The sequence below is a fragment of the Enterobacter sp. ECC_219_Taxon_10 genome, from assembly GCF_058354905.1.
The window spans coordinates 1,415,932-1,433,176 of sequence record NZ_CM178005.1; the positions used below are offsets into that span (position 1 = coordinate 1,415,932).

15 protein-coding genes are annotated in these 17,245 nt (G+C 54.8%); 5 read left to right on the top strand and 10 right to left on the bottom strand.

What is annotated here, in order from left to right:
- Positions 1-72 precede the first annotated feature (72 nt).
- The 3 genes from glnS to chiQ all read left to right on the top strand — a co-directional run bounded on the left by glnS (position 73) and on the right by chiQ (position 3,959).
- Complete coding sequence (gene glnS / locus AC4ICF_RS06755; RefSeq protein ID WP_316380490.1) at positions 73-1,740, top strand: glutamine--tRNA ligase; 1,668 nt, start codon at positions 73-75, stop codon at positions 1,738-1,740.
- A 447-nt stretch (positions 1,741-2,187) separates the two neighbouring features.
- Positions 2,188-3,585, top strand: a complete 1,398-nt coding sequence (gene chiP / locus AC4ICF_RS06760) for a chitoporin ChiP (RefSeq protein ID WP_316380489.1) — start codon at positions 2,188-2,190, stop codon at positions 3,583-3,585.
- 47 nt (positions 3,586-3,632) lie between these two features.
- On the top strand, positions 3,633-3,959 hold the full coding sequence (gene chiQ, locus AC4ICF_RS06765) for a ChiQ/YbfN family lipoprotein (RefSeq protein WP_316380509.1): 327 nt from the start codon (positions 3,633-3,635) through the stop codon (positions 3,957-3,959).
- Positions 3,960-4,051: 92 nt separating this feature from the next.
- On the opposite strand, the gene fur is transcribed toward chiQ, so the two are convergent.
- The 4 genes from fur to ybfF all read right to left on the bottom strand — a co-directional run bounded on the left by fur (position 4,052) and on the right by ybfF (position 6,664).
- Positions 4,052-4,498 (bottom strand): ferric iron uptake transcriptional regulator, encoded by a 447-nt coding sequence (gene fur / locus AC4ICF_RS06770; RefSeq protein WP_028012361.1) that lies wholly within the window; start codon positions 4,496-4,498, stop codon positions 4,052-4,054.
- Positions 4,499-4,788: 290 nt separating this feature from the next.
- Complete coding sequence (gene fldA / locus AC4ICF_RS06775; protein WP_008501067.1) at positions 4,789-5,319, bottom strand: flavodoxin FldA; 531 nt, start codon at positions 5,317-5,319, stop codon at positions 4,789-4,791.
- A 155-nt stretch (positions 5,320-5,474) separates the two neighbouring features.
- A complete protein-coding gene (ybfE, locus tag AC4ICF_RS06780; protein ID WP_014883017.1) occupies positions 5,475-5,762 on the bottom strand; it encodes a LexA regulated protein in 288 nt (95 codons plus the stop codon).
- A gap of 128 nt (positions 5,763-5,890) precedes the next feature.
- Positions 5,891-6,664 carry an esterase gene (ybfF, locus tag AC4ICF_RS06785; protein ID WP_316380488.1) on the bottom strand — a complete coding sequence of 258 codons (774 nt, stop codon included), beginning with the start codon at positions 6,662-6,664 and terminating at the stop codon, positions 5,891-5,893.
- 183 nt (positions 6,665-6,847) lie between these two features.
- Here ybfF and seqA point away from each other — a divergent pair, with 183 nt between their 5' ends.
- The gene (gene seqA / locus AC4ICF_RS06790; RefSeq protein ID WP_163330461.1) at positions 6,848-7,396 is read left to right on the top strand and encodes a replication initiation negative regulator SeqA; all 549 of its coding nucleotides are present in this window, start codon (positions 6,848-6,850) and stop codon (positions 7,394-7,396) included.
- 24 nt (positions 7,397-7,420) lie between these two features.
- Positions 7,421-9,061 (top strand): phosphoglucomutase (alpha-D-glucose-1,6-bisphosphate-dependent), encoded by a 1,641-nt coding sequence (gene pgm / locus AC4ICF_RS06795; protein WP_116343897.1) that lies wholly within the window; start codon positions 7,421-7,423, stop codon positions 9,059-9,061.
- 98 nt (positions 9,062-9,159) lie between these two features.
- On the opposite strand, the gene potE is transcribed toward pgm, so the two are convergent.
- From potE to kdpC, 6 genes are all read right to left on the bottom strand, one after another.
- Entirely contained in the window at positions 9,160-10,473 is a 1,314-nt protein-coding gene (gene potE / locus AC4ICF_RS06800; protein ID WP_116343898.1) for a putrescine-ornithine antiporter, read from the bottom strand.
- A complete protein-coding gene (gene speF / locus AC4ICF_RS06805; protein ID WP_316380487.1) occupies positions 10,470-12,668 on the bottom strand; it encodes an ornithine decarboxylase SpeF in 2,199 nt (732 codons plus the stop codon). The genes potE and speF overlap by 4 nt, the downstream gene beginning before the upstream one ends.
- Before the next feature lie 255 nt (positions 12,669-12,923).
- On the bottom strand, positions 12,924-13,028 hold the full coding sequence (speFL, locus tag AC4ICF_RS06810) for a leader peptide SpeFL (RefSeq protein WP_003858645.1): 105 nt from the start codon (positions 13,026-13,028) through the stop codon (positions 12,924-12,926).
- Between the two features lie 278 nt (positions 13,029-13,306).
- Positions 13,307-13,984, bottom strand: coding sequence for a two-component system response regulator KdpE (gene kdpE, locus AC4ICF_RS06815; RefSeq protein WP_024908812.1), 678 nt, complete (start codon positions 13,982-13,984; stop codon positions 13,307-13,309).
- Complete coding sequence (kdpD, locus tag AC4ICF_RS06820) at positions 13,981-16,668, bottom strand: two-component system sensor histidine kinase KdpD (protein WP_116343901.1); 2,688 nt, start codon at positions 16,666-16,668, stop codon at positions 13,981-13,983. Before kdpD ends, kdpE begins: the two co-directional genes overlap by 4 nt.
- Positions 16,669-17,244, bottom strand: coding sequence for a potassium-transporting ATPase subunit KdpC (gene kdpC / locus AC4ICF_RS06825; RefSeq protein ID WP_316380485.1), 576 nt, complete (start codon positions 17,242-17,244; stop codon positions 16,669-16,671).
- Between the last annotated feature and the right edge of the window lies 1 nt (position 17,245).

The window sequence follows — 17,245 nt, forward strand, 5'->3', positions numbered from 1 at the left end:
AAGGGTTGTCACTACGTCCGGCTTATAAGATCATACGCCGTTATACGTTGTTTACGCTTTGAGGAATCCACGATGAGTGAGGCAGAAGCCCGCCCGAGTAACTTTATTCGTCAGATCATCGATGAAGATCTGGCCAGTGGTAAGCACACCACGGTACATACGCGTTTCCCGCCGGAGCCGAACGGCTACCTGCACATTGGTCACGCGAAATCGATCTGCCTGAATTTTGGCATTGCGCAAGATTACCAGGGGCAGTGCAACCTGCGTTTCGATGACACCAACCCAGTAAAAGAAGACATCGAATACGTTGAGTCCATTAAAAACGACGTGCAATGGCTGGGCTTCAACTGGTCTGGCGATATCTGCTACTCCTCTGACTATTTTGATCAGCTGTATGCCTACGCGGTGGAGCTGATCAATAAAGGTCTGGCATACGTCGACGAACTGTCTGCTGACGAAATCCGCGAGTATCGCGGTACGCTGACTGCGCCAGGTAAAAACAGCCCGTTCCGCGATCGCAGCGTGGAAGAGAACCTGGCGCTGTTTGAAAAAATGCGTGCCGGTGGTTTCGAAGAAGGCAAAGCGTGCCTGCGCGCCAAAATCGACATGGCGTCTCCGTTTATCGTGATGCGTGACCCGGTGCTGTACCGCATTAAATTTGCGGAACACCACCAGACCGGCAACAAGTGGTGCATCTACCCGATGTACGACTTCACCCACTGCATTAGCGATGCGCTGGAAGGCATTACGCACTCCCTGTGTACGCTGGAGTTCCAGGACAACCGTCGTCTGTACGACTGGGTGCTGGATAACATCACCATTCCTGTGCATCCGCGTCAGTACGAGTTCTCTCGTCTGAATCTGGAATACACCGTGATGTCCAAGCGTAAGCTGAACCTGCTGGTAACAGACAAGCACGTTGAGGGTTGGGACGATCCGCGTATGCCAACCATCTCTGGTCTGCGCCGTCGTGGTTACACTGCCGCCTCTATTCGTGAGTTCTGCAAACGTATTGGCGTGACCAAGCAGGACAACACCATCGAAATGGCGTCTCTGGAATCCTGCATTCGTGAAGATCTCAACGAAAACGCCCCGCGCGCGATGGCCGTTATCGATCCGGTGAAACTGATTATCGAAAACTACCCGCAGGGTGGAAGCGAGCTGGTCTCCATGCCTAACCATCCGAACAAACCGGAAATGGGAAGCCGCGACGTGCCGTTCAGCGGTGAAATCTGGATCGATCGTGCTGACTTCCGTGAAGAAGCCAATAAGCAGTACAAACGTCTGGTGCTGGGTAAAGAAGTGCGTCTGCGTAACGCCTACGTCATCAAAGCCGAGCGCGTAGAGAAAGATGCAGAAGGCAACATCACCACCATCTTCTGTTCGTACGATGCAGAGACGCTGAGCAAAGATCCGGCAGATGGCCGCAAGGTGAAAGGCGTGATCCACTGGGTGAGCGCTTCCCACGCGCTGCCGGTAGAAATTCGTCTGTACGATCGTCTGTTTAGCGTCCCTAACCCGGGTGCAGCTGAAGACTTCCTGGCGACTATCAACCCGGAATCTTTGGTGATCAAACAGGGTTACGCGGAGCCGTCGCTGAAAGCGGCTGAAGCGGGCAAAGCATTCCAGTTTGAACGTGAAGGTTACTTCTGCCTGGACAGCCGTTACAGTACGGCAGAAAAGCCGGTATTTAACCGTACCGTAGGTTTGCGTGATACCTGGACGAAGATCGGCGAATAATAACGCTGCACTGGTCAATGAGAAACAAACGCCGCTTATAGCGGCGTTTTTTTATTTAATGATCATATCGTTAAAGTAGACCCGTAATTAGGCCAACTAAAATTTTTGGTCAACGTGGTGCTACTTATTTTTCTAAAAAAAGTTTGTCTTTATGATAAAAAAGAGAATAAGAACAAATACGTGTTTTTTTACGGTCTAATACGCTGAAATTACCTGTTTTAGCCCCGCCACACCTCGCATCCGGCTAAATGTTACAAAGCACTACCAATTATGTGCACTTCGTCATAATCCTGACTTTTGCCCACTGAAAAGCATTGATAATTCGCGTCGCGAAAAATAACCTAAAGACGGTAGTTAATTCGAGGGTATTTATAACTACCCCTGACCATTTGGTCTTTTATATTTTCGCCGTTTAAGGCGTTTTAATTCGTCAAAGAGGAATAATCTATGCGTACGTTCAGTGGCAAACGTAATGCGCTGGCGCTGGCTATTGCCGGTGTGACAGCAATGTCGGGCCTGGTGGTGACACCAGAGGCGAAAGCAGCAGGTTTCATCGAAGATTCTACCCTCACTGGCGGTATTTATTACTGGCAGCGTGAACGTGACCGTAAAGATGTCACAGAAGATAAATACAAAACCAACCTCTCTCACTCCACCTGGAACGCCAACCTGGACTTCCAGTCAGGCTATGCCGCTGATATGTTCGGTCTGGATATTGCTGCATTTACCGCAATCGAAATGGCGGAAAACGGCGACAGCGGCCACCCGAACGAAATTGCCTTCTCCTCCAGCAATAAAGCCTATGACGAAGACTGGTCCGGAGATAAAAGCGGTATCAGCCTTTATAAGGCTGCAGCGAAATTTAAATACGGCCCGGTCTGGGCGCGCGGGGGGTATATTCAGCCAACCGGCCAGACGCTGTTAGCGCCGCACTGGAGCTTTATGCCTGGTACCTATCAGGGTGCAGAAGCCGGGGCTAACTTTGACTACGGTGACGCAGGTGCGTTGAGCTTCTCCTATATGTGGACCAACGAGTACAAAGCGCCGTGGCACATCGAAATGGATAAGTTCTACCAGAACGATAAGAAAACCAAAGTCGATTACCTCCACTCGCTGGGCGCGAAGTACGACTTTAAAAACGATCTGGTTCTGGAAGCCGCATTTGGTCAGGCGGAAGGCTATATCGATCAGTATTTTGCTAAAGCCAGCTACAAATTTGATATCGCCGGTAGCCCGCTGAGCACCAGCTACCAGTTCTACGGTACGCGCGATAAGGTCAGCGATGGCAGCGTAAATGACATTTATAACGGCACCGCGTGGCTTCAGGCGCTGACCTTCGGCTACAAAGTCGGTCAGGTTGATTTGCGTCTGGAAGGGACATGGGTGAAGGCGGAAGGGCAGCAGGGCTACTTCCTGCAGCGTATGACCCCGACCTATGCATCATCCAACGGTCGTCTGGATATCTGGTGGGATAACCGCTCCGACTTCAACGCCGACGGCGAGAAAGCGGTCTTCTTCGGCGCCATGTATGACCTGAAAAACTGGAACCTGCCTGGCTGGGCGGTGGGGGCTTCTTACGCATACGCCTGGGACGCAAAACCAGCAGACATGGCGACGCCGGATGCCTACTACGATCCTAACTATCGCCTGAAAGAGTCCTCCTACAGCCTGGATGCTATCTATACCCTGCAGGATGGCCGCGCGAAAGGCACGATGTTCAAGCTGCACTTCACCCAGTATGACAACCACTCCGATATTCCAAGCTATGCGGGCGGTTACGGCAACATCTTCCAGGATGAACGTGACGTCAAATTCATGGTTATCGCCCCATTCACCATCTTCTGATGAGCACACCGGCGGGCTGAGTCCCGCCGGTCTGGAGACTGCACATGATGAAAAAAATCGTAATCGTCGCGTTGCTGGCATCAGGGCTGGTGGCGTGCGCTCAGACTCAGGCGCCAAAAGAGGATTCCCGTCTGAAGGAGGCGTATAGCGCCTGTATTAATACCGCGGAAGGATCGCCGGAGAAAATCGAAGCCTGTCGGAGCGTGCTGAATGTGTTGAAGAAAGAGAAAGCGCATGAGCAGTTCGCGACGCAGGAGAACGTTCGGGTGATGGATTATCAGGCCTGTATTCAGGCGCGTAAAACCGGTAACGATCAGGAAGTGGCGAAGCGTTGCGATAAGATCTGGAACGAGATACGCAATAACAATAAATAAGTTGCTTTACGCCCGGTGGCACTTTGCTTACCGGGCTTTTTTGACGCAAAAAAAAGCCAACCTCGCGGCTGGCTCAGAGTATGAACGCTAACTTATTTTGTGTCGTGAGCGTGTTCATTCTCGCGGCAATCCCCTTCAGCGCAGTGACCGTATAGGTACAGGCTGTGGTTGGTCAGGCGAATGCCGTGACGAGCTGCGATTTCACGCTGACGCGCTTCGATGGAATCATCGCTAAATTCAATGACCTTGCCGCAATCGAGGCAGATCAGGTGATCGTGGTGATGCTGCTGGGTCAGTTCGAATACAGATTTACCGCCTTCGAAATTATGACGGGTAACAATGCCCGCGTCATCAAACTGGTTCAGCACGCGATAAACGGTGGCCAGCCCAATCTCTTCACCCATGTCGATAAGACGTTTATAAAGGTCTTCCGCACTGACATGGTGATTGTCTGGACCCTGAAGCACTTCGAGGATTTTTAATCGAGGAAGCGTTACTTTCAGGCCAGCCTTCTTTAATGCGGTATTGTTGTCAGTCATGCGGAATCTGTCCTGTTGCTAAACGATTCACTTCTGAAGGAAGTGACAGAAAATGCACCTGGGTTAATGCGTCTCATTATAGAACTGCCATGCCTAAATGAAAACTGCAAGTCTCAGGCAAAATATGCTTATAAAAACGTGGTATCACCAACAAACTTGCTCAATGGAAACCACATTTTGCCAGGGAGACATTGTACAGGTCTGGGCGAAAAAGTTAAAAGTTTGTAGCAATTAATTTAATCGGTTTTACCTGGAAAACGGGCGCAACCTGCGTTGCGCCGTAGAAAAAATCAGGCGTTGAGAATATCGTCCAGGTGGAGTTCTTCACGGATCTGCTTAACCCACTTCTCTACACGCTCTGCCGTAAGCTCAGGCTGACGGTCTTCGTCAATGGCCAGACCGACAAAATGATCGTCATCGGCCAAGCCTTTAGAGGCTTCGAAGTGGTAACCGGCAGTCGGCCAGTGACCAACAATAACCGCGCCATTCGGCTCAATGATGTCGCGAATCGTCCCCAGCGCGTCACAGAAGTACTCGGCATAGTCTTCCTGATCGCCACAGCCAAACAGTGCGACCAGCTTCCCGTTGAAGTCCACCTCTTCCAGCGTCGGGAAGAAATCGTCCCAGTCGCACTGGGCTTCACCGTAGTACCAGGTTGGAATACCCAGCAGCAGAATGTCATAGCCCTCGAGATCTTCTTTGCTGCTCTTGGCGATGTCATGCACATCAGCAACGTCTTTACCGAGCTGTTTCTGAATGTTTTTTGCGATATTTTCGGTATTGCCGGTATCACTGCCGAAGAAAATGCCGATGATTGCCATGAGTAAAATAACCTCTTGAAACTTAATGGTATGGTGGCGCAATTCGGCCACGGATAAGGGCAATAATAGCAGAACTGGCAACCCTGCGGAAACCGCTATCGCGCAGGACTGCACTCTGTGCTACATGAAAAGGGCGATAAAGAGGTTTTTCAGACTTATGCCTGGCTGCGAAGCGTCTCAAGCTGAGCGATGAGCATCTCTTCAATAAGCTCGCTGCGGCTGATATTACGCGCCTCGGCCAGCTCGTTAAGCGCATCGACAGCGTCAGCGTTGAGCTTCAGTTCGACACGCTTAAGCCCACGATTTTTATCGCGTTTAAGCTGATTGCGTTTATTGATACGCAGCTGTTCATCGCGCGAAAGCGGATTCGTTTTCGGTCGTCCCGGTCGACGCTCATTCGCGAACAGATCTAGTGTCGTACGGTCCGTTTGTTCTTTGGCCATGATTCTGAGACTTCGGGGGAAACACGCCGCCCTGCTAAAGCCCGGGCGATAAGCGCGCCATCATACATCACCAAAAACGGCACGCCAACGACTGGAAGCCTGTCATCTTCCAGTCGCTCTCTTTTTAATCAATTTGCAGTATCAGCGAGATAGCGGCGGATAGCGCGCAGTACAGCGTCAGGTTTTTCGGCGTGAACCCAGTGCCCGGCCCCGGCAATCACGTGGGCGCGCGCCTGCGGGAACTGTGCCAGCAGCGTGTCGCGGTAAGCGTCGGTAATATAAGGAGAGTGGCCGCCGCGAATAAAGAGAGCAGGGTGCGGCCAGGCGGGGACGGTTTCCCAGCCCACGATGTTGTTGTACTGGTCCCACAGCACCGGCACGTTAAAACGCCATTGCCCGTCAACAAACGACTTCAAAAGGAACTGCACCACGCCTTCTTCATCAAGATGCTCACGCATAACCGTTGCCGCCTGCTGACGTGTGGAAACGCCAGCTGCCGTTACAGCATTAATTGCTGCGAAAATCTCATCATGACGTCGAACGTCGTAGTCCACAGGGGCAACATCAATGACCACAAGCCCGGAAATGCGTTCTGGCGCCAGCGCGGTGAGCGCCATAACCGCTTTACCGCCCATTGAATGCCCGATGAGGGTCACCTTCTGCAGATTGTGCGCATCAAGCGTATCCAGCAGGTCCTGCGCCATTGCCGCATAGGTCATTACGTCTGAGCGGCCGGAAAGCCCGTGATTGCGCATATCAACCTGTAGAATATCGTGATCGCTGACCAAATCGCGGGCCAGCACGCCCAGGTTATCCAGGCTGCCAAAAAGTCCATGAACCAGCACGATGGGGGAATTATTGTTCGGCGATTGTGCAGTTTGCGCTCGGGTATTCAATTTCATGGCAAAGTTCTTTTTTTACGTATGTCAGGTTAGGGTATCATGTTGACCATTCTGCCGCCCGGCTGCAAGGTTCCAGTTTAATCTGACTTTTGCCGCCAACCTGGTTTGACGCTATCCGCTGTTGGGATTTGACCTTATAATCCCAATGACTTGTATTCAGATAAGATATCGCACTGGATTAAGATGAAAACAATCGAAGTTGATGACGAACTCTATCAGTATATTGCCAGCCAGACGCGGCATATCGGGGAGAGCGCGTCCGACATTTTACGGCGCATGCTTAAAATTTCCGCCGCTTCACAGCCTGCCACCCCAGTTACCAAAGATGTCGTGTCTCAGCCGAGCGTTGCTGCACAGGCAAAACCTGCCGTGACGCCGGTAAAAGATAAAGTGCGCGCGATGCGTGAGCTGCTGCTCTCCGACGAATATGCGGAGCAGAAAAAGGCGGTCAACCGTTTTATGCTGGTGCTGTCTACACTTTACGCCCTGGATAACAAAGCGTTTGCTGAAGCGACCGAGTCGCTGCACGGCCGTACCCGCGTCTATTTCGCGGGCGACGAGCAGACGCTGCTGCAAAATGGCAATCAAACCAAACCTAAACATGTCCCTGGCACCCCGTACTGGGTGATCACCAATACCAATACGGGCCGCAAGTGCAGCATGATTGAACACATCATGCAGTCCATGCAGTTCCCGGCGGAATTGATTGAAAAGGTTTGCGGTACAATTTAACCCTTGCATCATAAGGACCCGGTAATGGCAAATCACAGCCGTGCAGGCCAACCTGCACAACAAAGCGATTTGATTAACGTCGCTCAGCTGACCGCGCAGTATTACGTGCTGAAACCGGTCGTGGGCAACGCAGAACACGCAGTGAAGTTTGGTACATCTGGTCACCGCGGCAGCGCGGCGCGCCACAGCTTTAACGAACCGCATATTCTGGCCATTGCTCAGGCCATTGCGGAAGAGCGCGCCAAAAACGGCGTTACCGGTCCGTGCTACGTGGGCAAAGATACCCATGCGCTGTCTGAACCGGCGTTCATTTCCGTGCTGGAAGTGCTGGCGGCAAACGGCGTTGACGTGATTGTGCAGGAGAACAACGGCTTCACCCCAACGCCAGCGGTATCAAACGCAATCCTTGTGCACAACAAAAAAGGTGGCGCACTGGCAGACGGGATCGTTATCACGCCATCCCACAACCCGCCGGAAGACGGTGGTATCAAATACAACCCACCTAACGGCGGCCCGGCTGACACCAACGTCACCAAAGTGGTGGAAGATCGTGCAAACGCGCTGCTGGCCGACGGCCTGAAAGGCGTTAAACGTATTTCTCTTGATGAAGCGATGGCCTCCGGCCACGTGAAAGAGCAGGATCTGGTTCAGCCGTTCGTGGAAGGGCTGGCGGATATCGTCGATATGGCGGCGATTCAGAAAGCCGGCCTGAAGCTGGGCGTGGATCCGCTGGGCGGCTCCGGTATTGAGTACTGGAAGCGCATCGCCGAGCACTACAAGCTGGATCTGACCATCGTGAACGATCACGTTGATCAGACCTTCCGCTTCATGCACCTGGACAAAGACGGCGCGATCCGTATGGACTGCTCCTCCGAGTGCGCGATGGCGGGCCTGCTGGCGCTGCGCGACAAGTTCGATCTGGCATTTGCTAACGACCCGGATTATGACCGTCACGGCATCGTCACCCCTGCCGGGCTGATGAACCCGAACCACTACCTGGCTGTTGCGATCAACTACTTGTTCCAGCACCGCCCGCAGTGGGGCAAAGAGGTGGCTGTCGGTAAAACGCTGGTCTCTTCTGCGATGATCGACCGCGTGGTGGACGCGCTGGGCCGCAAGCTGGTGGAAGTGCCGGTGGGCTTCAAGTGGTTCGTTGACGGTCTGCACGACGGCAGCTTTGGCTTCGGCGGCGAAGAGAGCGCGGGCGCGTCCTTCCTGCGCTTCGACGGCACCCCGTGGTCAACCGATAAAGACGGCATCATCATGTGCCTGCTGGCTGCGGAAATCACCGCGGTTACCGGTAAAAACCCGCAGGAACACTACAACGAGCTGGCGGCACGCTTTGGTGCGCCAAGCTATAACCGTATCCAGGCTGGCGCGACCTCTGCGCAGAAAGCTGCATTGTCCAAACTCTCCCCAGAGATGGTCAGCGCAAGTACCCTGGCAGGCGATCCGATCACTGCCCGTCTGACGGCGGCACCGGGTAACGGTGCGTCTATCGGTGGACTGAAAGTGATGACCGAAAATGGCTGGTTCGCCGCGCGTCCGTCCGGTACGGAAGATGCGTACAAAATCTATTGCGAAAGCTTCCTCGGCGCTGAGCACCGCCAGCAGATTGAGAAAGAAGCGGTAGAGATTGTCAGCGAAGTGCTGAAAAACGCGTAAGTGCGGTTCTGGTGCGGGCTGATGCCTCCACCCCGGCCCTCTCCCAAAGGGAGAGGGAGAAAAAGGCCCGGTAAGCGCTAGCGCCACCGGGCTTTTTTTTAACTATGCTTATTCTTCAATTCAAATCTCGGTGACACCAGACCGTACAGCGTCCAGCCCATAAAGGTCACCATCGCGCCATACAGCATCGCTTCCTGGCCGGATGAGTAGAGCGCATAGAAGCTGTAGATTGCCCCAATCAGCGCCACAATATTCGCCGCACGCGCTTTGCGTGGATCAACTTTCGCCACCTTCTGAATGATCGCCAGCGCCGCCATCGACAGAATATACGGAATGATATTCGTCACCACCGCCAGGTTGACCAGCACGTTAAACTGGCTGTTCAGGGACGGGCTAATGGTCATCAGCGACAATCCGCTCTGGAAGATGACAATTGCCAGCATACCCTGCACCGGCGCGTCGGCTTTGGTCACGCGGGAGAAGATTTTTGGGAAGTAACCTTCATCAGCCGAGGATTTAAACACCTGCGCGATGGTGAACTGCCAGCCGAGTAGCGAGCCGCAGCAGGACATCACCATCAGACCCATGATCACTTTCCCGACTTCCGGGGTGAACATCTGGGCAAAGGCCAGCCCGAACGGCGCCGTGGAGTTAGCCAGATCCATGTTTGGCACAATCCCGGCAATGACGTTAGTCGAGACGATATAGATCACCGCCGCGCCCAGCGTTCCGCCGAGGACCGCAATCGGCACGTTCTTCTCCGGGTTCTCTACCACTTCTGCGTTCGCACAGGCGGATTCCAGACCCAGGAAGGCCCAGAGCGTCATGGCGATAGACGAGCCCACTGCCGTAAAGAACGGCACGTGGTGCGGATTCCAGGAGTTGGCGTAGAGCGTTGGGCTGAACCAGAACCAGCCGATGATGCACAGGCCGACAACCGGGATAATCACGCCCCAGACGGTGATGCTGGAGAGCTGACCGGTAATGCGCGCGCCACCAAAATTGGCCACGGTGCAGATCCACAGAACCCCGATGGTCGCCAGCCCAATTTGTACCGGGCTGAGCGTCACGCCAAACAACTCCGTGCCGTAGCCGACGGCGGAAATGGCAATCGCCACGTTGGCGATCAGCAGCGATACGCCGTAGGTGTAGTTCGCCATAAAGTTGCCGGACTTACCAAAGGCGTACTCAGCATAGCCGCCCATGCCACCTGACTTGCGGCTGAACATCCCACACTTGGCGAACGCCCACGCCAGCGCCATCGATCCTACGGCGGTAACAAGCCAGGAGATAATCGAAATCGTCCCCACTTCGGCGAGCTTGGTGGGCAGCATAATAATCCCGGAACCCATCATGTTGACCATGGTAAGGATAGTCAGCTGCACCACGCCCATCTTATTGGACTTACTCATAATTTCTCTCCTTTCAGCAGCGCGGGCTGAGCGGCGGATTGTTTGATGACGTAGCAGCGAACCTGTTTGCGACCGTCACACTCCTCGACATACACGCCCTGCAACTCCGGCGCGAAGCCCGGCAGCAGGTTGATGCCTTCTTCCAGTGCGGCAAAGTAGCGCAGCACGGAACCGCCCCAGACTTCCCCTGGAACCACGCACAGCACCCCCGGTGGGTAAGGGAGCGCACCTTCAGCGGCGATGCGGCCTTCCGCGTCGCGCAGGGAGACCAGCTCGACCTCGCCGCGCAGGTAGGCGTAGTTCGCGTCCTGCGGGTTCATCATCACGCGTGGGAAGTGAGACTTGCGGAACATCTCTTTTTGCAGCTGCTTCACGTTGTGGCGGGCGTACAGGTCATGCATTTCCTGGCAGATCTGGCGCAGGGTGTAATCCGCGTAACGTTCCGGATGTTGTTTGTAGAGAGAAGGCAATACCTCTTTCAGCGGAACATCGCTCTCGAGCAGTTTTTCGAAGCGCACCAGCTGTGCCACAAGCTGCTGCAGCTTGCCCATATCTTCCGCCGGCGTGAGCAGGAACAGGATCGAGTTGAGATCGCATTTTTCCGGCACGATGCCGTTTTCGCGAAGGAAGTTGGCAAGGATAGTGGCGGGCACGCCGAAGTCGTCATACTCCCCGGTGCGGGCGTTAATGCCCGGCGTGGTCAGCAGGAGCTTGCACGGGTCGATAAAATACTGGTGCTCAGCGTAGCCTTCAAAAGCGTGCCAGTTTTCACCCGGCACGAAGTGGAAGAAGCGTAGATCGGTTGCAATCTCCGCCGTGTCCCAGCTTTCCCACGGACGGCCATCCACTGTCTCCGGCACGAACGGGCGCAGATACCGGCAGTTCTCCAGGATCAGCTTGCGCGCTTCGATACCGTTAACCACGCAGTCCATCCACATGTTGCGGCCGCTCTGGCCTTCATGCATGCGGGCGTTGATGTCCAGCGCAGCGAACAGCGGATAAAATGGGCTGGTGGAGGCGTGCATCATGAAGGCATTATTCAGCCGCTTATGTGGGACATAGCGCTGTTGCCCTTTGATATGGCTGTCTTTCTTATGGATTTGCGAGGTCTGCGAGAAGCCAGCCTGTTGTTTATGCACGGACTGGGTGACCAGGATCCCCGGATCGTTTTCGTTCAGCTCCAGCAGCAGCGGCGAGCAGTCGGCCATCATCGGAATAAACTGCTCGTAACCCACCCAGGCCGAGTCAAACAGGATGTAATCACACAGGTGCCCAATCTTATCCACCACCTGACGGGCGTTATAGATGGTGCCGTCGTAGGTACCCAGCTGGATAACCGCCAGACGGAACGGACGTTCGTCGCGCGCGCGGCCCGGCGCCACCTCTGCTACCAGCTCGCGCAGATAGCTTTCTTCGAAGCAGTGGGCGTCAATGCCGCCAATGAAGCCGTACGGGTTGCGCGCCGTTTCCAGATAGACCGGCGTTGCGCCAGCCTGGAGGAGTGCACCGTGATGGTTAGATTTGTGGTTATTACGGTCGAATAGCACCAGGTCGCCCGGGGTGAGCAGAGCGTTAAGCACCACTTTGTTGGATGACGAGGTACCGTTCAGCACGAAGTAGGTCTTATCGGCATTAAAGACTTTTGCCGCATGCTGCTGGGCGATGCACGGCGCGCCTTCGTGGATCAGCAGATCGCCCATCGCCACGTCGGCGTTGCACAGATCGGCGCGGAAAAGCGTCTCACCAAAGAAATCGACAAACTGATTGCCGGCAGGATGGCGGCGAAAGAACTGGCCACCCTGATGCCCCGGGCAGTCAAACGCGCTGTTGCCCTGTTTTACATAGTCGACAAGGGCGCGGAAAAACGGCGGGCGCAGCTGGGTTTCATACTTCTGGGCGGCCGCTTCCAGCTGGCGTCCATAAAAGTCGTTGCTGGTGTCTGAGAACTCAAATACGCCATGAATGCGAGATAAATAGTCTGCCGGGATGAACTCTTCTTTGTGCGTTGCGACAAATACGGGAATGCCAAAACCGGTGGCTTCTATTTCGTCCAGAATACCGCTGGCAATATCCGTAACCGTCAGAACAATGGCGGCAACATCAATATAATCAGAGGCGCGGACATCCACCAGTTCACGCTGGGTAGTAAAGCAATCCGGACATGCACGGCTGGCTGCGATTTTTAAACTTTTCATCTTTCTCTCTTTATTTTAGGTAATAAGCGTCCTTCGATTTCTTGCAAGAAAGAAATCGATAATTTTTCCGGAAAAAAAGCAAAGGGTGGCCGCTGATTAAAATCAGTGAATTGCTTTTTTGATGATTGAAATTCAGTCCGCCCGGTGCGGATGATTCTGAATCAGGATGAATGAGCGCACGAGATCACAGGCAATAGCCTGTAAAATAAGGTGTTTAAGGATAGCCTGTAAGCGAGTGCGCCAGAAGTCGAAGGACTACCGGGCATTAAAGAGATGAAAGTCAAAGCAGTTTCGGTGGGCAAACATCATGATATGTGTTGTCCGCCTTATATGGGGCATTAAGCGATTGTTGTTTTCCATGTTTCATTTTCCTTTCAGTAATTGAAAGCATGGTCATTTTATCCAGAAAAAGCCGATTAACCGTGAGGTAGATCACCGTTAACCGATCAAATCAGAAATAAATATTCGTTTAAAATGAATATCGCAGATCAAAACTCTGATTTGTTGATGATGCGTTAACGGGTTGTTCTGTTAATGTTTTAAATGAGCGAAAATAACCCGCAAAAATAACGCATGGGTTATTTGTGAAATATTTTCTGAGGGATTTCGTTTTATTTAAAAATAAAGTGAATAGTTATTCAAAGCATAAACCGATAACCGATACCGGTTTCAGTTAATAGATGGCGAGGGCGAGCGGGGTCGACTTCGAGTTTCTGACGAAGATGTCCCATATATATGCGTAGATAATGACTATGTTCTACAGCATTGGGTCCCCACACCTGACTTAACAGCTGGCGCTGGGTGAGTACCTTGCCGTGGTTGTTGAGCAGTACGGCGAGCAGGCGAAATTCTATTGGCGTGAGGTGAATTTCCTCATCGCCGCGCACAATGCGCCGCGCGGCCAGGTCAACCCGGATATCCCCAAACGTGTAGGTTGGGTCAGCGGGCGTGGTTGCGCTGTGGCGGCGCAGCGCCACGCGCAGGCGAGCCTGTAGCTCGCCGATACCAAAAGGTTTAATCAGATAATCGTCCGCCCCGGCATCCAGCGCCGCGATTTTATCCGTCTCTTCTGTACGGGCCGAGAGCACGAGGATCGGCATCTGGCTCCACTGACGCACTTCCCGGATAAAATCAATGCCGTCACCGTCCGGCAGGCCAAGATCGAGGATCACCAGGTCCGGCTTGCGGGTGGCGGCTTCAATTAAACCCCGCTGAAGCGTACCCGCATCATGAACGCGCAGACCATCGCCTTCCAGCGCAGCGCGCAGAAACCGGCTAATGGCGATCTCATCTTCAACAATCAGAACGTTGATCACAAATCCTCTGGTAATTCATTAAGTTCTGGCGGGGTTTCCAGAGGAAGTGTAACACAAAAACGCGCGCCGCCTTCCGGACGATTCTCCGCGGAGATGGTCCCGCCATGGACGTCAATAATTGCCTGGCAAATCGCCAGCCCCAGCCCCACGCCCGGAATGGCCGACTCCTTATTGCCGCGCGCGAATTTTTCAAAAATAGCCATCTCCTGCCCGGCAGGAATGCCCGGTCCGGTATCCCAGACGTCAAGATGAAGCGTTCCATCGTCCACCGTAGCATCCACGCCAATCCGGGCGCTGGCACCCGCATATTTGCCGGCATTTTCCAGCAGGTTGATCAGCACCCGCTCAAAGAGCGGGCCATCAACGTGAATTAACGTCAGTGGCTCGGGCATGTTCAGCGCAATATGCCGCCCGCCTAAGCCAGGTTCGAGCATTTTCAGCGCGCTGCCCACCACTTCTTCGAGCGTGAGCCACTCTTTTTTGAGGTTAAAACCGCCTGACTGGATACGCGCCATATCGAGCAAGTTATTCACCAGGCGCGTGGTATTCAGCACATGCTGGCGGATTTCGCTGGCCTGAAGGGCGTGTTTGGAGCCTTCCGCTGCCAGGTCCAGCGTCAGAATTTCTGACTGGCCAAACAGGACGGTAAGTGGCGTACGCAGATCGTGAGACAGCGCCGCCAGCAGCGAGTTACGAATGCTTTCCCGCTCGCTCGCCAGCCGGGCCTGTTCTTCGCTGGCGGTGAGCGCCAGCCGTTCCAGCGCGCTGGCAACCAGCAGGGTAAAGGTCTCCAGCAGTCGCTGCTGTTCGGGGATCATCAGCTGGCGCAGGTTGGAGGGCTCAACAATCACCAGCCCCTGATTTTTATCGGCACTGCGCAGCGGCAGAATTTGATAGGGCACGCCGGGCAGGGTGTCAGTCCCTGCGCCCGCGGGTAGCCCTTTATCAAAGCTCCAGCGCGCGATGGCTTCATCCCAGGGCGTCATGCCTGAGGCCGACGTCAGCGGGCGCAGCTTACCGTGTTCGTCAGGGAGTAAAATCAGGTTGCTGGCATGAAACGTCGAGCGAATAAACTGCTCGCTGGTCTGCACAATATCCAGCGGCGTACGGCCCACCGCCAGCGATTTAGACATCTCATACAGATGGCGCGTGCGCTGTTCGCGATAGCGGGCGATACGCGCCTGGTAGCGCACGCCGGCCGTCAGGTTCCCGATCACCAGCCCGACGGTGAGCATCACGCCGAAGGTGAGGATGTATTGCACGTCTGAAACCGCGAGCGTCCCGCGAGGATCAATAAAGAATAGATCGAAGCTGATGACGTTGATCACCGTCGCCAGTACCGACGGCCAGCGTCCGTAAAAGAGCGCCACCACCACTACGCCAAGCAGGTAGATCATCACCAGGTTGGCCGCGTCGAAGGCAATCAGCCATTTGCTGGCAATAATAGTGATCAGGGCGCAGAGCACAACGGCGACAAAACAGCCGCGAAGCTGAATGCGCCATTTATCGCTGAAGGCTCGGCTGTCCGGGGCGCGGCTGGGTAACGGCGTGGGCTTGTCATCCAGCGCCACGATCACCAGATCCAGATCCGGCGCGCGGCGGGCCAGCTTGTCGGCAAAGGATTCGCGGCTAAACCAGCGGCGATGCTGGCGGCGGCCAATGACAATTTTCCCCAGATTATGCTCTCGCGCGTAGCGCAGTATGGCTTTATCTTCCTGTGGATCGGAGAGCGTTGCGGTTTCAGCGCCCAGCTCCTGCGCCAGGCGCAGCGAACTCAGGATCGCGCGGCGCTGGTTTTCGGGCAGAGCGTGCAACTGCGGCGTTTCGACATACACTGCATGCCAGACGCTGCCAAATTTGGCTGCCAGGCGCGCAGCGGTGCGGACCAGCTTTTCATTGCCGCTGCCGTGCCCCACGCACAGCAGGATGGCATCCCGCGTATGCCAGACGCGCTCCTGGCCCTGCAGGTCGCGCCAGGCGCGCATCTGATCGTCGACGCGATCGGCAGTACGACGCAGAGCCAGCTCGCGCAGGGCAATCAGGTTACCTTTTCGGAAAAAATGTTCGATGGCGCGCTCGGCCTGGCCGGCGATGTAGACTTTGCCTTCATGCAGGCGCTGGCGTAAATCATCGGGGGGCAGGTCGACCAGCACCACCTCGTCCGCGGAATCAAAGAAGGGATCCGGCACCGTCTCTCGCACCTGAATGCCGGTCACGCCGCTGACCACGTCGTTCAGGCTTTCCAGATGCTGAACGTTAACCGTCGTGAAAACATCGATGCCGGCTTCAAGTAGCTCTTCAACATCCTGCCAGCGTTTTGGGTGGCGTGAGCCTGGCGCATTGCTGTGCGCCAGTTCGTCCATCAGGATAAGGGCGGGACGGCGGGCGAGGGCGGCATCAATATCAAACTCAGTGACTAACCGACCACGGTGGCTGATGCGGCGGGGCGGCTGGGTAGCCAGCCCTTTCAGCAGCGACGCCGTCTCTTTACGTCCGTGGGTTTCAACCACGCCGATCAGAATATCGAGCCCCTGCGCCCGAAGCCGCTGGGCTTCTGTCAGCATGGCGAAGGTTTTCCCGACGCCCGCGCAGGCGCCAAAGAAAATTTTCAGTTTGCCGCGATGGGCTTCAGCCGTCTGTTCAAGCAGCCTGTCCGGATCCGGGCGCATGGGCTCGTCGGTCATTTAGTTTTTCCTTAGCGCGTCCAGCGCCAGATTCAGCTCAACAATATTCACCACGGGCATGCCGATGAAGCTGACCAGCGGTTTTTGCGTGTGCTCAGCAACCAGCTTGCTCACCTGTTCGATGGTCAACTGACGGGCGGCGGCGACGCGCGGGATTTGCCAGGCCACTGCTGCCGGGGTCAGGCTGTAGTCCAGCCCGCTGGCCGAGGCGGTTACCAGCTCGACGGGCACCTCACGGCTGGCCTGAGGATTGGCAGCGCGCAGGGCTGCCACGCGCTCAGCAACGGCTTTATCCAGCTCAGGGTTGCTGCCCGCCAGGTTACTGCCGCCGGATGCCATCGGATTATACGGGCTTTCGGCAGTGGCGGAAGGGCGACCCTGGAAGTAACGAGCATCCGTAAAGTTCTGACCAATCAGGCGCGAACCGCGATTTTCACCGTTTTGCATAATCAGCGAGCCGTTGGCCTGATCCTTAAACCACCACTGGCCCAGCGCGGTAGTTACCAGCGGGTACAGCCCGCCGGTAATGAGAGACAGCAGAATAAACAGAAGTATAGCGGGGCGTAACATTGTCATT

Bases quoted from the DNA above. Each gene is read 5' to 3' on its own strand.
- glnS (WP_316380490.1), top strand. From the start codon at position 73: ATGAGTGAGGCAGAAGCCCGCCCGAGTAACTTTATTCGTCAGATCATC.
- chiP (WP_316380489.1), top strand. From the start codon at position 2,188: ATGCGTACGTTCAGTGGCAAACGTAATGCGCTGGCGCTGGCTATTGCC.
- chiQ (WP_316380509.1), top strand. From the start codon at position 3,633: ATGAAAAAAATCGTAATCGTCGCGTTGCTGGCATCAGGGCTGGTGGCG.
- fur (WP_028012361.1), bottom strand. From the start codon at position 4,498: ATGACTGACAACAATACCGCATTAAAGAAGGCTGGCCTGAAAGTAACG.
- fldA (WP_008501067.1), bottom strand. From the start codon at position 5,319: ATGGCAATCATCGGCATTTTCTTCGGCAGTGATACCGGCAATACCGAA.
- ybfE (WP_014883017.1), bottom strand. From the start codon at position 5,762: ATGGCCAAAGAACAAACGGACCGTACGACACTAGATCTGTTCGCGAAT.
- ybfF (WP_316380488.1), bottom strand. From the start codon at position 6,664: ATGAAATTGAATACCCGAGCGCAAACTGCACAATCGCCGAACAATAAT.
- seqA (WP_163330461.1), top strand. From the start codon at position 6,848: ATGAAAACAATCGAAGTTGATGACGAACTCTATCAGTATATTGCCAGC.
- pgm (WP_116343897.1), top strand. From the start codon at position 7,421: ATGGCAAATCACAGCCGTGCAGGCCAACCTGCACAACAAAGCGATTTG.
- potE (WP_116343898.1), bottom strand. From the start codon at position 10,473: ATGAGTAAGTCCAATAAGATGGGCGTGGTGCAGCTGACTATCCTTACC.
- speF (WP_316380487.1), bottom strand. From the start codon at position 12,668: ATGAAAAGTTTAAAAATCGCAGCCAGCCGTGCATGTCCGGATTGCTTT.
- speFL (WP_003858645.1), bottom strand. From the start codon at position 13,028: ATGGAAAACAACAATCGCTTAATGCCCCATATAAGGCGGACAACACAT.
- kdpD (WP_116343901.1), bottom strand. From the start codon at position 16,668: ATGACCGACGAGCCCATGCGCCCGGATCCGGACAGGCTGCTTGAACAG.
- kdpC (WP_316380485.1), bottom strand. From the start codon at position 17,244: ATGACAATGTTACGCCCCGCTATACTTCTGTTTATTCTGCTGTCTCTC.